The organism is Paenibacillus sp. FSL P2-0136, from assembly GCF_037975325.1.
GTDB classification, from domain to species: domain Bacteria; phylum Bacillota; class Bacilli; order Paenibacillales; family Paenibacillaceae; genus Paenibacillus_AQ; species Paenibacillus_AQ silagei.
On the sequence record NZ_CP150244.1, the window covers coordinates 3,676,047 to 3,693,274 of the forward strand.

Here is a 17,228-nt window from a genome sequence, read left to right on the forward strand (position 1 = left end):
CGGCTTTCTCTGCTTTATACCGAGTATCATCATACTTAAAGAAGAGGGAGGAATTATTAATGAAAGAATTTTTTTATCGTCCAGACAACGCTTGGGTGGGGGATGTAATTCCTTACTATGAAGATGGAGAGTTTAAACTGTTTTATCTGCACGGGTGGAGAGACAATTACCTCGAAGGTCTTGATCAGGGCTGGCATCTTCTTGGCACGAAAGATTTTGTGAATTACCGGGAAGAAGGAGCCTGTAAAATCGAAGGCGGGACCGGACATATGCTCAAAGTGGACGATGTCTATCACATGTTCTACTGTATCTTTCCCGAAGGGAAACAGTTTGCCTGCCATGCCGTTAGCAAGGATCTGCGAACATGGGAGCCGATTCCTGAAGACACTTTTGGTCCGGACGGCGAAATTTATGAGCTGGCGGACTGGCGTGATCCCTTTGTGTTCTGGAATGAAGAAGAAGGGCAATACTGGATGCTGATCGCCGCTCTGGCCAAAGGACCGACTAACCGTAAAGGCTGTACCGGTCTGCTGTCGTCCAAGGATCTCAAGCATTGGGAGTACCGGGAACCGCTCTATGCACCGAAGCTGCATGTGGGAGCGCATGAATGCCCTGACCTGTTTCGGATGGGAGACTGGTGGTACCTGATCTACTCTTCGTATACAGGGCGTTTTGGCACCTTTTACCGAATGAGCCGTTCCTTGAATGGACCGTGGATTACACCGCAGGAAGAAGCATTTGATGGACGGGCTTATTATGCGGCCAAGTCGGTATCGGATGGGCAGAAGCGTTATCTATTCGGCTGGAATCCAACGAAGGATGACGACCTGTTCGGCTGGAACCCGCCCAAAGCTCCAGGCAAAGATTATGACACCTGGGATTGGGGCGGCAATATGATTGTGCATGAAATTATTCAACGTCCGGATGGGGCATTAGGCGTGAAGGTTCCGGAAACGGTTGACTCTGCTTTTGCTGAACAGGTACCTGCGAAGTTTGAGGGAATCATCGGAGATTGGTCGATCACGGACGATGTGCTGCTCTGCGAATCTCCATATGCCTTTGCAGGTTGTATCACACAGGAGGAGCTGCCTGACTTGTGCAAAATTTCTGCAACCGTTCGTTTCTCGGAGACGACTCAGGGTCTGGGGATCATGCTCAGGGCAGATAAGGGTCTGGATATTGCCTACTATATCACGCTGGAACCTGAACGAAGCCGGATTACCTTTCGTGGACCGATAATGCAAACGGAGGAGGGGGGCAAAACCTTTCCTTACGATGTGGAACTGGAACGCCCACTCAAGCTGCTGCCGGATCAGGAATATGAGCTGAAGGTGTTTATCGATCATACAATTTGCGAGATTTATGTCGGTGGGGAAGTAGCGCTGAGTGCCAGAATATACGATATTCAACATGGTAAACTTGCCGTTTTCGTTAGCCAGGGCACAGTGGAGTTTAGCCGGCTCAAGCTCGAAACTGTATAATTCAAGGTGGAGTCAGCATTTGAACTGAACCAACTACTAGACACAACCTGTTAGTGATTGAACTGTGTTAGTAAAGAAGAAAAAGACCCGTGCCCCGCACAGGTCTTTTTCTTATAGGGGACCGGGACATATTGCTTCTTATTTACTTTGATAACTACTGCTTAAGAGTAGTCAGCATACTCTGAATATGGCTTTCCATTAGCTGTCGGGCTGTTTCGCTTTGCCGCTCCTCGATGGCAATGGCGATCAGAACATGGTAATTGGAAGCCTTGGTCCGCATATTGGGCAGCGTATTGGTCTGCTTGCGTCCTTCGGCCAGCAAGGGAAGAATCGAATGGAGCATCCGCGCCACCACCGGATTGGCTGCCCCTTCGGCGATTAACTGATGAAAGGCGAGGTCGGTCTCGAAGAAGGATCCGCCTTCCTCCATTTGCTGCACCATACGATCTGCCAGTACCCGCAGCCGGCGGATCTGATCCTCATCGGCCCGCTTCGCGGCTAAAGCAGCAAGTTCAGGCTCAATGAGCAGTCTGGCTTCCAGCAGATCCACGATCGAAATGTTGTCTAATTCCTCTAAGGCGACCGCCGGATCATCCAGCAGCAGCGGATCATTCCGCACATACATCCCGCGCCCGTGCTCAATGCTGACATTCCCCTGACTCTCTAATATCCGCAGCGCTTCACGTACAGTAGTGACACTAACCGAAAAATCAACAGCCAGCTGCTGAAGAGTAGGGAGCCGGTCTCCTGGAGCCCATTCCCCACCTATAATTTTCTGCTTCATAAGCTCTATTGTCGCTTGAAACGCGGTTTGTTTATTCTGTTTCATAATTAGCCGTCCCTTTGACTTGGAATACATTCATTCTAGCATATGAGCTTCGTGACAATAAACAGATACGTCTGACCATTGATTTAGTATTGACTGGCGAAGAGCAAGATAATATGATCATACCGTAAAGATCATATCTATATTGAAATAAAAATGATAAAGATACGATCTTTTTTAGGAGACAATTAGTGAAGAAGCAGAAGGAGGAGGGGCAATGGAGGTCGTAACCTTTGGGGAAACCATGGTACTTCTAGCACCGGACCGGATGGTTCCCCTGGAGTATGTGAATGGTTTTCACAAGCATGTTGCAGGAGCTGAGACCAATGTGGCCATTGGACTTGCCCAGATGGGGCATGCCGCAGGCTGGTTCAGCAAGCTCGGAAATGATCCGTTTGGACGGTATATCAGGCAGTTCGTCAGAGGACATGGCGTTGATATTTCCGAAGTCAGGGTTACAGATGAAGCGCCCACAGGAGTGTTCTTCAAAGAACAAATCTCTCCGGACCAAATACAGGTGTACTACTACCGCAAACAATCGGCGGCCAGCCTGATGCAAGCAGATGAGCTTAATGAGGCTTATGTTGGAGGTGCCCGTATCCTGCATGTTACGGGTATTACTCCGGCGCTTAGCCATGAGTGCAGGCGATTAACCTTTCGGGCCCTGGAAGCGGCCAAAAAACATGGTACAACCATTGTATTTGATCCCAATATCCGCTGGAAGCTGTGGAACAGAGAAGAGGCTTATCGTGTTCTTAACGAAATCGCGGCTCTTGCCGACTACGTGCTCCCCGGTATGGAAGAGGGACAGTTCCTGACAGGATGTAGTGACCCTACAGAGATCGCAGACCGGTTGCTGAAAGCCGGGGCCGGCGCTGCCGTTATCAAGCTCGGCGCGGACGGGGCTTATTACAGTAACGGACGAATCTCTGGAACTGAGCCCGGGTTTCCCGTGAAGAGACTCATTGATCCGATGGGTGCGGGAGACGGTTTTGCCGCAGGCTTTATAAGCGGTTTGCTCCAGGAGGAGGATCTGCCTTCTGCCGTGCGGCGCGGCAATGCTGTCGGTTCCATTGTTGTCGGGGTAAGCGGTGACGTTGAAGGTCTCCCGGCCCGGCAGGATGTGGAACTTCTCTTAGGCGGGGGAACCGGCATGGAAGATATTATCCGGTAAGTGAGGGCATTCCCGAGGAGGAGGAAGGACATGGACAAAGATAGACAGATTGAGCAGCTGATCACCTCCGGTCTGGTCGCCGTTATCCGCAGACCACCGCCTGAACGGGTTGAGCACATTGCTGCGGCACTGGCAGAAGGCGGGGTAGGGGCGCTGGAGATTACAGCCGATACCCCGGAAGTATACCGGCTGATCGCGGACATGAAGGCGAAATATGGAGACCGCCTGCTGGTGGGGGCGGGGACCGTACTGAAGCTGGCGCAGGCCGAGCAGGCGATCGCGGCGGGAGCCGATTTTATTTTCTCCCCCAATCTGAATGAGGCGATTGTAGAACTGACCTTACAGCACAGGCGAATCTCGATTCCAGGTGTAATGACACCAACCGAAGCAGTCAGGGGACATGAAGCGGGTGCAGACCTGCTTAAGGTCTTCCCGGGCGGTTCACTCGGTGCCTCCTACATCAAGGAGCTGCAGGGACCACTTGGCCACATCCGGATGATGCCGACAGGAGGCTTGACCCTTGCGAATGTAGGAGCCTTCATTGCCGCCGGAGCTGTTGCCGTCGGTCTTGGAAGCGCTCTCGTTGAACGGGAAGCGGTGGAGCAGGGCGACTATGGGAAGATCACAGAGACGGCCCGCCAATTCGCAGTGGAAGTCCGCAAGGCCAGAATGAACAATACCAAAGGAGCAAAATAACCCATGAAAATCACCGGATTTGAGACCTTTATCGTTCCTCCGCGCTGGCTGTTCCTGAAGATTGAAACCGATGAAGGGATATCCGGCTGGGGGGAACCAGTGGTCGAAGGCAAGGCGCATACGGTGCAGACCGCGGTAGAAGAGCTGATGGATTATTTGATTGGGCAGGACCCCCAGCGGATTGAAGACTTATGGCAGCTGATGTACCGGGGAGGATTCTATCGCGGCGGGGCTATTCTTATGAGTGCGATAGCGGGGATCGATCAGGCGTTATGGGATATTAAGGGGAAAATCTACAATGCGCCTGTGTACCAGCTGCTGGGCGGCGCTTGCCGCAATTCCATGCGGGTGTACTCCTGGGTAGGCGGAGACCGCCCCATCGATGTTGTCAAGGCGGCACTGGAGAAGAAGGCTGCCGGGTTCACGGCGATTAAGATGAATGCCTCGGAAGAGATGCAGTTCATTGATACTCATGACAAGATTTATGCTATCGTGGAGCGGGTCGCGGCCATTAGGGAGGCCTGCGGACCGGAATTCGGGATTGCTGTTGATTTTCACGGACGGCTTCACAAACCGATGGCACGGGGACTGGCCAGAGAGCTGGATCCCTACCGCCTGATGTTCATAGAAGAGCCGGTGCTGCCGGAGAACAACGAAGTCCTGCGGGAGATCGCGCATCATACCAGCACTCCGATCGCCACGGGTGAGCGCATGTACTCGCGCTGGGAATTCAAAAATCTGCTGAAGGACGGGGTGGTTGACATTATTCAGCCCGACTTGTCCCATGCAGGAGGGATCACGGAATGCAAGAAAATATTTGCCATGGCAGAGGCATTCGACGTCGCAGTCGCGCCACACTGCCCGCTTGGGCCGATTGCTCTGGCCGCCTGTCTTCAGGTGGATGCAACGTCTTACAATGCAGTCATTCAAGAACAAAGCCTGGGCATCCATTATAATCAGGGCAATGACCTGCTGGATTATATCACTGATCCGTCCGTCTTTGCCTACAGTGACGGGCATGTCCATATTCCTTCCGGACCGGGCCTTGGCATTACTGTGAACGAGGAGTATGTGCGAAAGATGGCAGAGGACGGCCACCGCTGGAGAAATCCGGTATGGCGGCACCGCGACGGCAGCATTGCGGAGTGGTAAGGTTAAGCATTTATAGTCCCATTGAAGCCGCTATTTTAGCGGCTTTTTTATTTTAGATGTTGTCAGAAAACCTGCCATGGGAGTAATATGAAATACAGAAGATTAACAGGTATAATTCATACTTAACATTAACGTAGGAGTGGTTGCAGTGAAAATTCTTGTAGATGATTTGAGCGGGGCACAAGTGATTGGATTAATTGCAGAACATCTGCAAGGAATGGCAGAGGACTCTCCCCCGGAGAGCATTCATGCCCTTAATCTGGACGGGCTGAAGCAGCCGGAAATTACGTTCTGGTGCGCTTGGGAGGATGAAGAGCTTCTGGGCTGCGGGGCGATCAAGGAATTGGACAAAGAACATGCTGAGCTCAAATCGATGCGGACCGCTAAAAGGCATTTGCGCAAAGGTGTAGCCAGAAAAATTCTTGCTCATATTATTGAAGTAGCCATAAGCCGCGGATATAAACGGATCAGTCTGGAGACTGGCTCCATGGATTCATTCATCCCCGCACGCAAGCTGTATGAAGATTTCGGCTTCACGTATTGTGAGCCGTTTGCAGATTATATCCCGGATCCGAATAGCAGTTTTATGACGAAGGAACTGTAAGTTTATTATAAAAACACTTGAAGAACAGCATTCTGTAGTTGCAGAGGATGCTGTTTTTTTGAGGTGCTTTTGCATTGTTAAAAATAGAGAAGATATTAGATTAGTAGTATTGACTTAGAGTGCGCTTAAGCTTTTATACTGGTCACGTAGATGCAAGTAAGTGGAACTTAATAGATGTTAAAGGGAGGATTTCGTGTGAAACATTTTACGTTGGGAAATACAGGATTGGTGGTAAGCGCTTATTCTTTGGGGTGTCTGAATTTTGGATCGCGAACCGACAAAAAAACCTCTTTCCAGCTGCTTGATCATTTTTTTGAAGCAGGGGGAAACTTTCTGGATACAGCCAATAATTATGCGATCTGGAACGAAGGCTGTGTTGGCGGAGAAAGCGAGTCTTTGCTTGGCGAATGGATGAAAGAAAGAAAAAACAGAGATCAGATCATTTTGGCCACCAAAGCAGGAGCGAAACCGGTAGTGCCAAAAAGCGAAAAAATGGAAGGCTTAGGCCGCCAAGCGATTGAGAAGGCAATTGACGAAAGCTTGCTGAATCTTGGAACAGATTATGTAGATTTATACTATGCTCATGTAGACGATAACGAAACTGAACTTGAGGAAACCTTGGAGACCTTTGATTCCTTGGTCAAATCGGGTAAAGTAAGGGCTATAGGCTGCAGCAATTACCGGCTGTCCAGGCTCCTTGAGGCCAAAGCGGTCAGTCAGTCAAAAGGATGGCAATCCTATTGCTGCATCCAGCAGCGGTATACGTATTTACAGCCTAGAGCGGATGCGGATTTCGGAGTGCAGGTCAGTACCGATGAGGATTTACTTGCTTACTGCAGTCAGCACGATGATTTTACGCTCTTGGCTTATTCCCCCCTCCTTGGAGGCGTGTACAACAAAAAGGAAGCTGTCCTACCCGATGCATACCGGAGAGAGGATCAGATGACCCGATTGCATACGCTAAGGAAGGTTGCCGGAGAGCTGGGAGCAACACCGAATCAGCTTGTCCTGGCTTGGATGCTGCACAAGCACCCGAGAGCTCTTCCCGTTGTTGCTGCAAGCGGTCTAACGCAATTGGAAGAAAATTTGGGGGCGCTTAAGCTACAAATTAGCCCAGAACAGCTTGATCAATTAAACTGATTTTGAAAGGAGCGGACTCGTTATGACCGGTAAAGAACTGACCATTCAGCAGGCTGCTGAGATGACGGGGTTAAGCGTACATACCCTTCGTTATTACGAAAGGATCGGTCTGATGGACCCCATACCCCGTGCCGAGAATGGTCATCGGATCTATCGGGAGCATGATTTTGAATGGATCGTATTACTCGCAAAACTTAAGACTACAGGAATGCCGATCGCACTTATGCAACAGTTCGCTGATATGATGCGGCTTGGCAATGAGGGCATTCCCCAGCGCAGACAACTTCTGGAGGAGCATGAGCGGAAATTAATCGAGCAGGCTCGGACGATTCATCAGACTTTGGATATTCTGCGGGATAAAATTGATTACTACCGTTCCTGGGAAAAAGATACCAGGCGGGAGGCCTGAAAGAATAATAGAAAGACTCAGTATACTGGATGGACTAGAAGCTGGCTTATTAGCCAGCTTTTTTGTATGTAAAGTTGCGCAGATGGAGAGTTTCGGTTTGGAATATTGTTGTTCCCGGCCAAGTGGTCAAGAAATTCACCTAAAAGGTCATGCAAATGCCCTTAAAGCAACTGCCAAATGGCAGGTACAATGAGGAAGTCACACGGATAAGAAATTATGACTACGGGTAAAGGAGGTATCCTATGGATTCAGATTTGGCAGCGGCGGACCGGCAGCCCGAGAACCATCCCCTTCATACAGTAAAGCCGGAGCGGTTTCAGGCCCTGAAAAAGTACTGGGACTTATATCTGATTATGCTGCCGGGACTCGCGTATTTTATCATTTTTAAATATGTGCCAATGGGGGGCATCATCGTTGCCTTTCAGGATTTTAGCGCCTTTGCCGGCATCCGCGGCAGCGAATGGGTGGGACTTACGCATTTTAAAAATATGTTTACGGACAGCGAGTTTTACACGGTATTCAAAAATACGCTGCTGATCAGCTTATACAAGCTGATCTGGGGATTTCCGGGTCCGATCATCCTGGCCTTAATGCTGAATGAAGTCCGGCACATGCTGTATAAGCGCGGGGTCCAGACGCTTGTCTATCTACCGCATTTTCTGTCCTGGGTCATCATCGGAGGCATTCTGATCAACGTGCTGTCCCCGGCAACGGGGATCGTCAATCAGTTTCTGGGCATGCTCGGCTTGGAGCCGATCTTCTTCCTGGGCAGTCAGGAATGGTTCAGAACGGTGCTGGTGGTCAGCGATATCTGGAAAGAAGCGGGATGGGGGGCCATCATCTATCTGGCTGCGCTGGCATCGATCGATCCGCAGATCTACGAGGCCGCTGTCGTAGACGGCGCGGGCAAATGGAAGCAGTTGCTCCACGTTACCCTGCCATCGCTCATCGGGACCATCGTGATCCTGTTCGTACTGCGCCTCGGGAGCGTTCTGGATGTCGGCTTCGAACAGATCTTTGTGCTCTATAATCCGCTGGTCTACAATGTGGCCGATGTTATCGAGACTTATGTCTACCGGACCGGAATCACGCAGGGCCAATTCAGCTTTACTACCGCTGTCGGTTTGTTCAAATCGGTCATCAGTCTGATATTGGTTGTCCTCGCCAACAAAGCCGCCAGAAAGCTTGGCCAGGACAGCTTATGGTAGAGGGGGTGAATCTATGAGACTTACTAGGGGGGAACGTCTGGCATCGAGGCTTAATTACCTGATCCTGGGTTTCATTGCTCTGCTTGCGCTTCTGCCTTTCCTGCATGTCGTGGCCCAGTCTTTCAGCAGTCATCAGGCGATAACATCGGGTAGGGTGACGTTATGGCCAGTGGATTTCAGTTTCGAAGCGTATGTGAAGGTACTGCGCGAGCATGCCTTTGTGAACGCCTTCAAGGTCAGTTTGCTGCGCACGGTCATCGGAACGCTGGTGAATGTGGTGATCACTTGTATGCTGGCCTATCCGCTGTCCAAGGCTTATATTAAAGGACGATCAGCCATCATGTTCTTGATTGTGTTCACAATGCTGTTTAACGGGGGCATGATTCCAACCTTTCTGGTCGTGAAAGCGACCGGCTTGCTGAATTCCTTCTGGGTCTATATCATTCCTGGAGCGGTTAGCGCGTTCAATGTTATTATTATGAGAAATTTCTTTCAAGGCGTGCCGCCCGAATTGGAGGAATCAGCCAAGATTGACGGCTCCTCCAATATCGGAACGCTCGTCCGGATCGTTGTTCCGTTATCCATGCCGGTCATTGCAACGATTACCTTGTTCCATGCGGTTGGACATTGGAACGCCTTCTTTGACACCGTCCTGTATGTGACGGACCGGAATCTCTTCCCGCTGCAGGTGTATCTGCGTGAGCTGATCATGTTCAATCAATCGAACATCAGCAATAACAACGGGTACTCCGCTAATATCGACAGCACCCTGCTGGCCTTGGAGTCCTTGAAGGCTGCGGCGCTGATTGCCAGCACAGTTCCGATCCTGCTCGTGTATCCGTTTCTGCAGAAGCATTTTGTCAAAGGGATTATGCTTGGATCCGTAAAAGGCTAGAACTGCATGTAACATGAGAAAAGAGAGGGGATTGTCACATGAAAGTCTCAATCTTGGTAAAAAGATCCGTATCCATTCTGGCGGTGACCTCCATGCTGCTGGTGTCCGCATGTTCATCCGGCACGAAGGAGGAAGGTGGCAAAGGGAAGGAAGAACGCCAGGCCATTGATATCGTATTAAGCAATGCCGGACGGAAGTTCCCGCCGGGCATGGACGAGAACAATAATCCTTATATTGATTACATCCGCGAGAACACGAGCTTGGACATCAAGCTGCTCACGCCTCCTGCGGACGGTTACGGGGATGCCCTGAACGTGATTATGGCCTCCGATGATCTGCCGGATATGCTCCTGTCCTATGACGCCAATTGGTTCGAAAGCTATGTCCGGCAGAAGGCCCTTACCCCTCTGAATGATTTAATCGACGAATACGGACCGAATCTGAAGAAAAGTATCCCGGAAGAAGCCTGGAAGGTCGTCACCGTGGACGGAAAGATCTATGGGATTCCCAGCTTGAACCCGATCCCGGGCAATGAAATCATGTTTGCACGCAAGGATTGGCTGGACCGTCTGGGGCTCAAGCCGCCGGCAACGCTGGAAGAATACAAAGAGGTGATTCGCGCTTTTGCACAGGATGATCCGGACGGAAACGGCAAAGACGACACGTTTGGCCTGATCCTGCAGGAAAACCTCGGCAGAGTAGCTCCGTTTATCGGGGCATGGGGAATCCAGCGGGGTCAATGGACTGAACGGGACGGGCAATTGGTGAATTCCAGCACACTGCCGGAAATGAAGGAAGCACTAAGCTATCTTGCCGGGCTCTATAAGGAAAAGCTGATTGATCCCGAGTGGGCTTTAAATAAGATGGCCAATGTTGACGAGAAAGTCGCCAGCGGCAAAGTGGGCCTGTTCTCCGGGAACTGGTATGACACCCGCGGCCCGATATTGACCAACCGGAAAAATGATCCCAATGCAGAGTGGATTCCCCTCGAATATCCAACCGGACCTGACGGGAAGCAGGGAACCTGGGGCAACAGCTATGTTGCCGGGTTTAATGTGATTCCGGTTACGAGCAAACATCCGGAGGCTGTGATTAAGATGCTTGATTTCATGATCGGAGACGGATACCGCACACTCATGCTTGGCTTCGAGGGCGAGGTATGGAATATGGAGGACGGGAAGGTGGTTACGAACTTTGATGAGCACAACAAGCATATTTACCGGCTAACGCTCGGCGAAGCGATTGTACCGTTCAATTCTGAAGTATCCAGAGAACGTCTGGACTCGCTCGGGATGGAGTTTAAGCTGAATGAGATTGTCGACAAGATTAGCGAGGTTGCCATCCGTAATCAATATCTGGGCGTACCAACGCCAGGAATGGGTAAATACGGGCCTAAGCTGTCCAAGATGGAGGTCGAAGCCTTTACGAAAATCATCATAGGCCAGCAGCCGGTAGACGCTTTTGATCAATTTGTTGAAGACTGGAAGAAAAACGGCGGCGAGGAAATGACAAAGGAAGTCAACGGACAATGAACAGGACGGATAACAGGGTCTAAGCTATAATGAAGGCATGCATAAACCGTGGGGGAATCGTATGAAGTGGCTGACGCAATTCCGCAACGTCTTGAAGCAGTCGATTCAGTTTAGGCTAACCTGTTATTTTCTTCTTATCCTGCTGCCGCTGGTGGCGTTCAGTATGTTTGCCAATGTAAAGTCTCAGCGGATTTTGGAGCAGGAGCTTGGCGAGCGCACACTCAGTGCCATGAACTCCGCGTTGGAGTTTGTTGACCTGACCTTAAAAAGCATCCACAATCTGTCCACCTTGATCGCAACTGATACCAATTTATCCGCCCTGCTGTCTCATCAGGAGAAGACCCTGACCTCCGGGGCAATTATGGACTTCACGCGTGTCATGAAAGAGCTTACGAATATAACTATGGTCAATGAATATTTAAGCGACACCATGATTTATCATCGTCCTTCCAACTCGCTGATCACAACAAAGCTCGGGCTGCTGCACCGTGAATCCCAAGGCCCTGAGCCATGGTACGGTGAGGCTCTGAAGGCAAATGGCGCAAGCATATACTACTTGTCAGAACGCCATGAAGAAAATTTGTCCGGAATCCCGGATCCTATCTATAACCGGAATCAGCTTATTATGATGAGACTTATGGATTTCTATCGCGGCGAAAAAGGCGAAAATGTCCTCATGCTGTCGATTTCGAAAAATCAGCTGCTCCGCTCGTTGTCCCATTTGCTGGCGAACAGCAGCTCCAAGGTCTATCTGTTTGATGCCCGGGAGCGGTTAATCGTATCGAGTGCTCCTGCAGAAACATTGTCTTTCGAATGGAGGGACGTCCAACCAGGCAGTGTGTTTGTCCGGGAAACCCCGGAAACGGATGAGAAAAATTTGATTCTGCGGGTGACTTCTCCCCGAAGCGGATGGTCGCTGCTGCTGATCCAGCCCGAGCGTGAGATTTATGATAAGTCGAGGCCGCTGCAAATTTTTGCGTACTGCATTATTGCACTCAGTGTCGTGCTTGCCGTCTGGATTGCCTGGTTTATCTACAGCGGAATTGCTTCTCCGATATCAAGACTTGTGTCCGGCATGCGGCAGCTGCGTAAAGGCAATCTGAATATCAGGCTGGAGAACGGGCGGCAGGACGAGTTGGGGTATTTAACGGAGGCTTTCAACGAAACGGCGAGTCAGCAGCGTCATCTGATCAAGGACATCTATGAGCAACAGCTCAGAATGACCAAGACGGAGCTCAAATTTCTGCAGGCTCAGATCAATCCCCACTTCTTGTACAACACGCTGGATTCGATTTATTGGACGGCCAAAAATTATGAAGCGGAAGAGATCAGTACGATGGTGCTCAACTTGTCGAACTTCTTCAGGCTGAGTTTGAGTAAAGGGCAGGAGTCGTTTACGGTGGAGGAAACATTCAAGCACCTTCAATACTATATTCGGATTCAGCAAATCCGTTTTGCCGAGCGATTTACGGTGGAGTACTGCGCTTCTGAGGATAGCCAGCATTTGCATATTCTGAAGCTGCTGCTTCAACCGCTGGTTGAGAATGCCATATTGCATGGATTGGAGAAACGAAAAAAAGGCGGAGCATTAAGCATTCGCACCGATGTCTCTAATGACCGGCTGATCATCCAGGTAACCGATAATGGAAGAGGGATTCCAGGGCCAAGGCTTATGCGGATTCAACAGGCCCTGGCAAGAATCAGGTTCGGGGATTACACGGCCCCCCCTGAAAAGAACTCCGAGTTTTTTGCGCTGCTCAATGTCCAGGCTCGAATCACCATTTACTATGGGGAGACGGCGGAATTGAAGATCGTCAGCGGGGAAGGGAACGGAACGACGGCGATCATCGATTTGCCGGCAGAGCGCTGCCGGGAGGAGAGAGGGGAACCGGAACATGAATCTCATGATTGTTGAAGATGAAATTCGAATATTGAATAGCCTGGCCAATAATATACCGTGGAATGAGCATGGCATCGAAGTAGTGGCGCTTGCCGAGAACGGCTTAGAAGCGCTGTCCATGATCGGGCGCAGGAAGCCGGATATCATGCTGCTCGATATCGAGATGCCGGAGATGGACGGGTTGACCTTGGCGAAAACGGTGCTGCAGCAGGAACCGAACATGAAAATCGTGATTTTAAGCGGCCATGACGATTTCCCGTATGCGCAGGCTGCTGTGGGGCTTGGCGTCATGAAGTACTTGCTGAAGCCGGCCGGAGACGATGAAATTTTGAAGGCTATTCTTGCGGCTGCGGAAGAGATACGAGAGGAACTGATGGAAAAGCACAGCATGATTGAGCTGCAGCGGAAATGGCATGACCGCCTGCCTCAGCTCCAGGATGATTTTTATAGAAACTGGATACAGGGCCGGTATGCGGACTGGGAGCTCAAGAAGCATATGGAGGAGCTGAATCTGGAGCTTGCCCTCTATACCTGGTTTGCAGTAGCCGTATGTGAAATCGATCCGATTCACGAGCAAGGGGAACGGTTTACGTCTTCGGATCAGGCGTTGCTGCAGTTTTCGCTGGAAAGCATAGCGGCTGAATGTTTACAGCATGAAGACTGCCGGGTTTTTAATGATGCGGACGGAGCAACCGTGCTGCTCTTTTTGGGACAACCGGAAGAATCGGCTCCAGATATCATCCAGCGGATCAATGTTCACGTTCCCCGTCTCTTCAACATTGTTAAAGAGTGTCTGAAGCTTACCGCCAGCGCCGGACTAGGGACCCCAGGCTCATGGGATCATGTTTCGCTGTCCTACGGGCAGGCACGCCGTGCGCTGCAGGAGCGGGCCATTTACGGAAATGAGGTGTTCGTTCCTTACCTGGACGTAACCAACATGGAGCAGCCGTTTCACTATGACGCTGAGTTCGAAAAGCAGCTGGAGATCGCGGTTCATACGGATCACGCGGCAACGGTTGCTGAACTGATAGACTGCTACTTCAAGGACGTATACTCCCAAGCGGTCTCAACCCAAAAGGTATACGAGCATTTGCTGTATTTGAGCAGCTTATTTACACGTATGATTCAATCGCGGGGCTGGTCGATGCAGGAGGTGCTGCAAGAGGATTATTCGATGCTTCTATCCTTTGAATCCCTGCTCTCCAAAGAGCAAATCGTGGAATGGTCCAAAAGAGTGGCCAGCCGCATTACCCAATACCGGGAACGGGAGCGAAAGCATTCCAGCCATCGGCTCGTTAAACAAATGATCGAGGCCGTGGAGGAAATGCTGGGGAAGGAAGAACTGACCTTGCACACGCTGGCCGAAAGATTATATGTCAATCCCTCTTACCTTAGCCGGCTCTTTAAGCGGGAGGAAGGGAAATCCATTTCGGAATATCTCCTGAAGCGGAGTATGGAGCATGCCAAAGAGCTCTTATACAGCGGCGTTAAGGTGTATGATGCAGCAGAAGCGGCAGGATATCGTGATGTCAGCTATTTTTCCAGAGTGTTTCGTAAATATTGGGGTGTAGCCCCGAGTGAATTAAAGAAACAAGAGCGTTCAGTCTCACCGCGGTTGATGTAAGTTAAAACTACAATGGAAGAAAACAGGTGGAGGTGGTCAGAATGACCGATATGGCGCTAACCGTTAAAATACCCGAGCGTGATATTCCTGTCTACACGGAGGTGGATGTTGTCGTTGCCGGAGGAGGACCGTCAGGAGTAGCCGCGGCGCTCGCAGCGGCGAGAAACGGGGCATCCGTATTGCTGATAGAGCAAAGAGGATACCTGGGCGGCATGGCGACGGTCTCTCAGGTTCCTGCATTTTGCCCGTATACCGATCAGATCAAGCCGGTAATCCGCGGGATTGGGCTGGAAATTCTGCTTGATATGAAGAGCAGGATGGAGGAGACGTTTCAGGAAGCATGGAAGGACCGGCTGGATTGGGTGCCGATTGATGCGGAAATTTTAAAGCGGATATTGGACGAGAAGATGATGGAGGCTGGCGTTAAAGTGCTGTATCATACCTTCGTCAGTCAAGTTCTTCAACAGGACGGCATCATTGAAGCCGCGATCATTAATAACAAGACCGGAACCCAGGCTGTGAAGGGGAAGATATACATTGATGCAACCAGCGATGCGGATCTCACCTATCTTGCGGGCGGGCAGCTCGCCAAAGGCGGAGATGATGGAGAGCTGCAGCCGGGGACGATGTGCTTCGTTCTGAATAACCTGGACCGGAACAAATTTCTCTCAAGTGCGGAGACGCACGGCCACGATCTGAAACATGCGATCAACAAGGCGAAACACGAAGGGCGATTGCGCGTCGCGAGAGATTGGGCCGGTATTTCCTGGCTAAACGATCATACGGCAGGCTTCAATTTCGGGCATGTATTCGGGATTGATGGTTCAAACACGGATGATCTGACTCGCGGAGCGATCGAAGGCCGCGCACTTGTTGAACACATTACCGGTTGGCTGAGGGAAGCGATTCCCGGATTCGAAAACGCTTTCCTGACGTTGACGGGCGAACAGATCGGCATTCGGGAAACCCGCCGGATCATCGGCGATTATATCGTCACCGCCGACGATTTTCTGGCGTGCCGTTCGTTCCCGGACGATATTGCCCGAAATGCCTACTTTATTGATATTCATATGGCAAAGCCTACGAGCGGCATGACGATGGTACGTCTATCGCCGGGAGAGTCCCACGGCATCCCTTATCGCGCCTTGCTTCCGGCCGGTATTCAGAACGTAATCGTAGCCGGTAGAGCGATATCAACCGATAGAGCGGCCCAAGGCTCCACCCGGGTCATGCCGAATTGCTTTGCCATGGGCGAAGCCTCCGGTACGGCCGCGGCGATTCTGGCCAAGACAGGTACGCGGGAAACGCGCAGTATCGACATCACGGACCTGCAGCGCAGACTTGTCCGCCAAGGCGCATGGTTAGGGGAGCAGATCAATGAGCGGTACTAGGAAGGTCGAATTATATTACAGTCAACAGTGAAAGAAAGCTAACTAGTATCAAAAGGCTGAGCCCAAAGTCATATTCTTGACTTAAGCTCAGCCTTTTAAAGCTGTTAATCCGGGCAGTTATTTACACGCATTGTGTCTATTCGGATTCAGAATGAGGAAATCCTCTGGAAGCTCGAACAGCCTGGCCATCAGTTCGTCCATACCTGACTCCAGCTTGAACTCCATTTCCTCCCGGTACAGCGGTACCAGGAAATAAACCTGAACCTGATTGCCATCTTTCGTATGGACGGTGCTAACCTCTTCCGGCAGAGCATACAGGATCACGCCGGACAGCTCCGTATTAGCCGCATAAGGCTCGTAATCCTCCGTGTTGGGGATCGTATGGCCGTATCCAAGCCATGTCTGATACATATGCGGGAATCGGGCAAGCATCTTCATCAGCCGGATCGGCCAGTAGTTCTCCTCCGCTTCGAAATCCTCCTGCGAAAGCGGCCAGTCCGCCGGCAAAAATATCATCAGCTCCGCGCGTTCCAGATGCTTGTACTCTTTACGGATCTCCTGTGGGAGGGTCAGCGGCAGATCGCTCATCCCATTGGTGTACAGCACCCGGTATCGCTCATCAGGTGTAGCTTCCATAATATTCACATCAATATGTACGGTGTCTGAGATCAGTTCGTGGAACACGCCGGTTTCCCGGTTTGGAAAGACCCGATTGAAATGTTCATTTAAATCTTCCATGTACAAAATATTGGCGGGAGGCGTAACCTGCTGCTCATCCGAAGCGTCATAACCATAAATGGTAGTACCGTCTTCCGATTTGCCCATTTCCTTGCCGCCAAACAGCTTTTTGAAAAAGTTCATGTCTTTGCGCTCCTCTGTGTGGGTTTATATTAAAGTGCGAAATGAAGTATTTGAAACCTCACTTGGAAGTATAACAAAAGACATAGCCCCGGAGCGATGGGTCTATCGATTCGAATTTCAAGGAGCAGATATGAACTATATCATTTTTGATCTGGAAGCCACCTGTTGGGAAAATGACCGCAAGCGGGGCGTAGGCATGGAGAGAGCCTTGATTATACTTAAACTGCCGCTTGAAGGTACTCACCATAGAGGTATCGATGATGCCAAGAACATTGCAAAAATATTCGTTAAGATTTTTGACCAATTGAAGGTTTGATAATTTAAATTGATCATGT

Annotated in this window: 16 protein-coding genes; 14 read left to right on the forward strand and 2 right to left on the reverse strand. The window is 50.6% G+C overall.

The annotated features are described in order from the left end of the window. Positions 1-59: 59 nt before the first annotated feature. Entirely contained in the window at positions 60-1,481 is a 1,422-nt protein-coding gene (locus NYE26_RS15255) for a glycoside hydrolase family 32 protein (RefSeq protein WP_339257040.1), read from the forward strand. Between the two features lie 154 nt (positions 1,482-1,635). On the opposite strand, the gene NYE26_RS15260 is transcribed toward NYE26_RS15255, so the two are convergent. Then, positions 1,636-2,265 (reverse strand): FadR/GntR family transcriptional regulator, encoded by a 630-nt coding sequence (locus NYE26_RS15260; RefSeq protein WP_339257042.1) that lies wholly within the window; start codon positions 2,263-2,265, stop codon positions 1,636-1,638. A 259-nt stretch (positions 2,266-2,524) separates the two neighbouring features. Between NYE26_RS15260 and NYE26_RS15265 the strand changes: the two genes are divergently transcribed. The 12 genes from NYE26_RS15265 (at position 2,525) to NYE26_RS15320 (ending at position 16,032) form a co-directional block, all read left to right on the forward strand. Then, a complete protein-coding gene (locus tag NYE26_RS15265) occupies positions 2,525-3,481 on the forward strand; it encodes a sugar kinase (protein ID WP_339257044.1) in 957 nt (318 codons plus the stop codon). Between the two features lie 30 nt (positions 3,482-3,511). Further along, positions 3,512-4,177 (forward strand): bifunctional 4-hydroxy-2-oxoglutarate aldolase/2-dehydro-3-deoxy-phosphogluconate aldolase, encoded by a 666-nt coding sequence (locus tag NYE26_RS15270; protein WP_339257046.1) that lies wholly within the window; start codon positions 3,512-3,514, stop codon positions 4,175-4,177. A gap of 3 nt (positions 4,178-4,180) precedes the next feature. Beyond that, the gene (gene dgoD, locus NYE26_RS15275; RefSeq protein WP_036726787.1) at positions 4,181-5,329 is read left to right on the forward strand and encodes a galactonate dehydratase; all 1,149 of its coding nucleotides are present in this window, start codon (positions 4,181-4,183) and stop codon (positions 5,327-5,329) included. A gap of 148 nt (positions 5,330-5,477) precedes the next feature. Continuing rightward, complete coding sequence (locus NYE26_RS15280; RefSeq protein WP_036726785.1) at positions 5,478-5,933, forward strand: GNAT family N-acetyltransferase; 456 nt, start codon at positions 5,478-5,480, stop codon at positions 5,931-5,933. A 195-nt stretch (positions 5,934-6,128) separates the two neighbouring features. After that, a complete protein-coding gene (locus NYE26_RS15285; RefSeq protein ID WP_339257049.1) occupies positions 6,129-7,073 on the forward strand; it encodes an aldo/keto reductase in 945 nt (314 codons plus the stop codon). A gap of 22 nt (positions 7,074-7,095) precedes the next feature. Then, positions 7,096-7,482, forward strand: a complete 387-nt coding sequence (locus tag NYE26_RS15290) for a MerR family transcriptional regulator (RefSeq protein WP_339257051.1) — start codon at positions 7,096-7,098, stop codon at positions 7,480-7,482. Between the two features lie 353 nt (positions 7,483-7,835). Continuing rightward, positions 7,836-8,690: an ABC transporter permease subunit gene (locus tag NYE26_RS15295; protein WP_339257497.1), complete on the forward strand. Its 855-nt coding sequence runs from the start codon at positions 7,836-7,838 to the stop codon at positions 8,688-8,690. 13 nt (positions 8,691-8,703) lie between these two features. After that, entirely contained in the window at positions 8,704-9,585 is an 882-nt protein-coding gene (locus NYE26_RS15300; protein WP_339257053.1) for a carbohydrate ABC transporter permease, read from the forward strand. 38 nt (positions 9,586-9,623) lie between these two features. Beyond that, entirely contained in the window at positions 9,624-11,117 is a 1,494-nt protein-coding gene (locus NYE26_RS15305) for an extracellular solute-binding protein (protein ID WP_339257054.1), read from the forward strand. 61 nt (positions 11,118-11,178) lie between these two features. Continuing rightward, positions 11,179-13,032, forward strand: a complete 1,854-nt coding sequence (locus tag NYE26_RS15310) for a sensor histidine kinase (RefSeq protein ID WP_339257056.1) — start codon at positions 11,179-11,181, stop codon at positions 13,030-13,032. Next, a complete protein-coding gene (locus NYE26_RS15315) occupies positions 13,013-14,641 on the forward strand; it encodes a response regulator (protein WP_339257058.1) in 1,629 nt (542 codons plus the stop codon). The genes NYE26_RS15310 and NYE26_RS15315 overlap by 20 nt, the downstream gene beginning before the upstream one ends. 26 nt (positions 14,642-14,667) lie before the next feature. After that, a complete protein-coding gene (locus NYE26_RS15320; protein WP_339257060.1) occupies positions 14,668-16,032 on the forward strand; it encodes an FAD-dependent oxidoreductase in 1,365 nt (454 codons plus the stop codon). Positions 16,033-16,149: 117 nt separating this feature from the next. Here NYE26_RS15320 and NYE26_RS15325 read toward each other — a convergent pair whose 3' ends face one another. Then, positions 16,150-16,893 carry a suppressor of fused domain protein gene (locus NYE26_RS15325; RefSeq protein WP_339257062.1) on the reverse strand — a complete coding sequence of 248 codons (744 nt, stop codon included), beginning with the start codon at positions 16,891-16,893 and terminating at the stop codon, positions 16,150-16,152. Positions 16,894-17,023: 130 nt separating this feature from the next. Between NYE26_RS15325 and NYE26_RS15330 the strand changes: the two genes are divergently transcribed. Continuing rightward, positions 17,024-17,209, forward strand: coding sequence for a hypothetical protein (locus NYE26_RS15330; RefSeq protein WP_339257064.1), 186 nt, complete (start codon positions 17,024-17,026; stop codon positions 17,207-17,209). Positions 17,210-17,228: the final 19 nt, after the last annotated feature.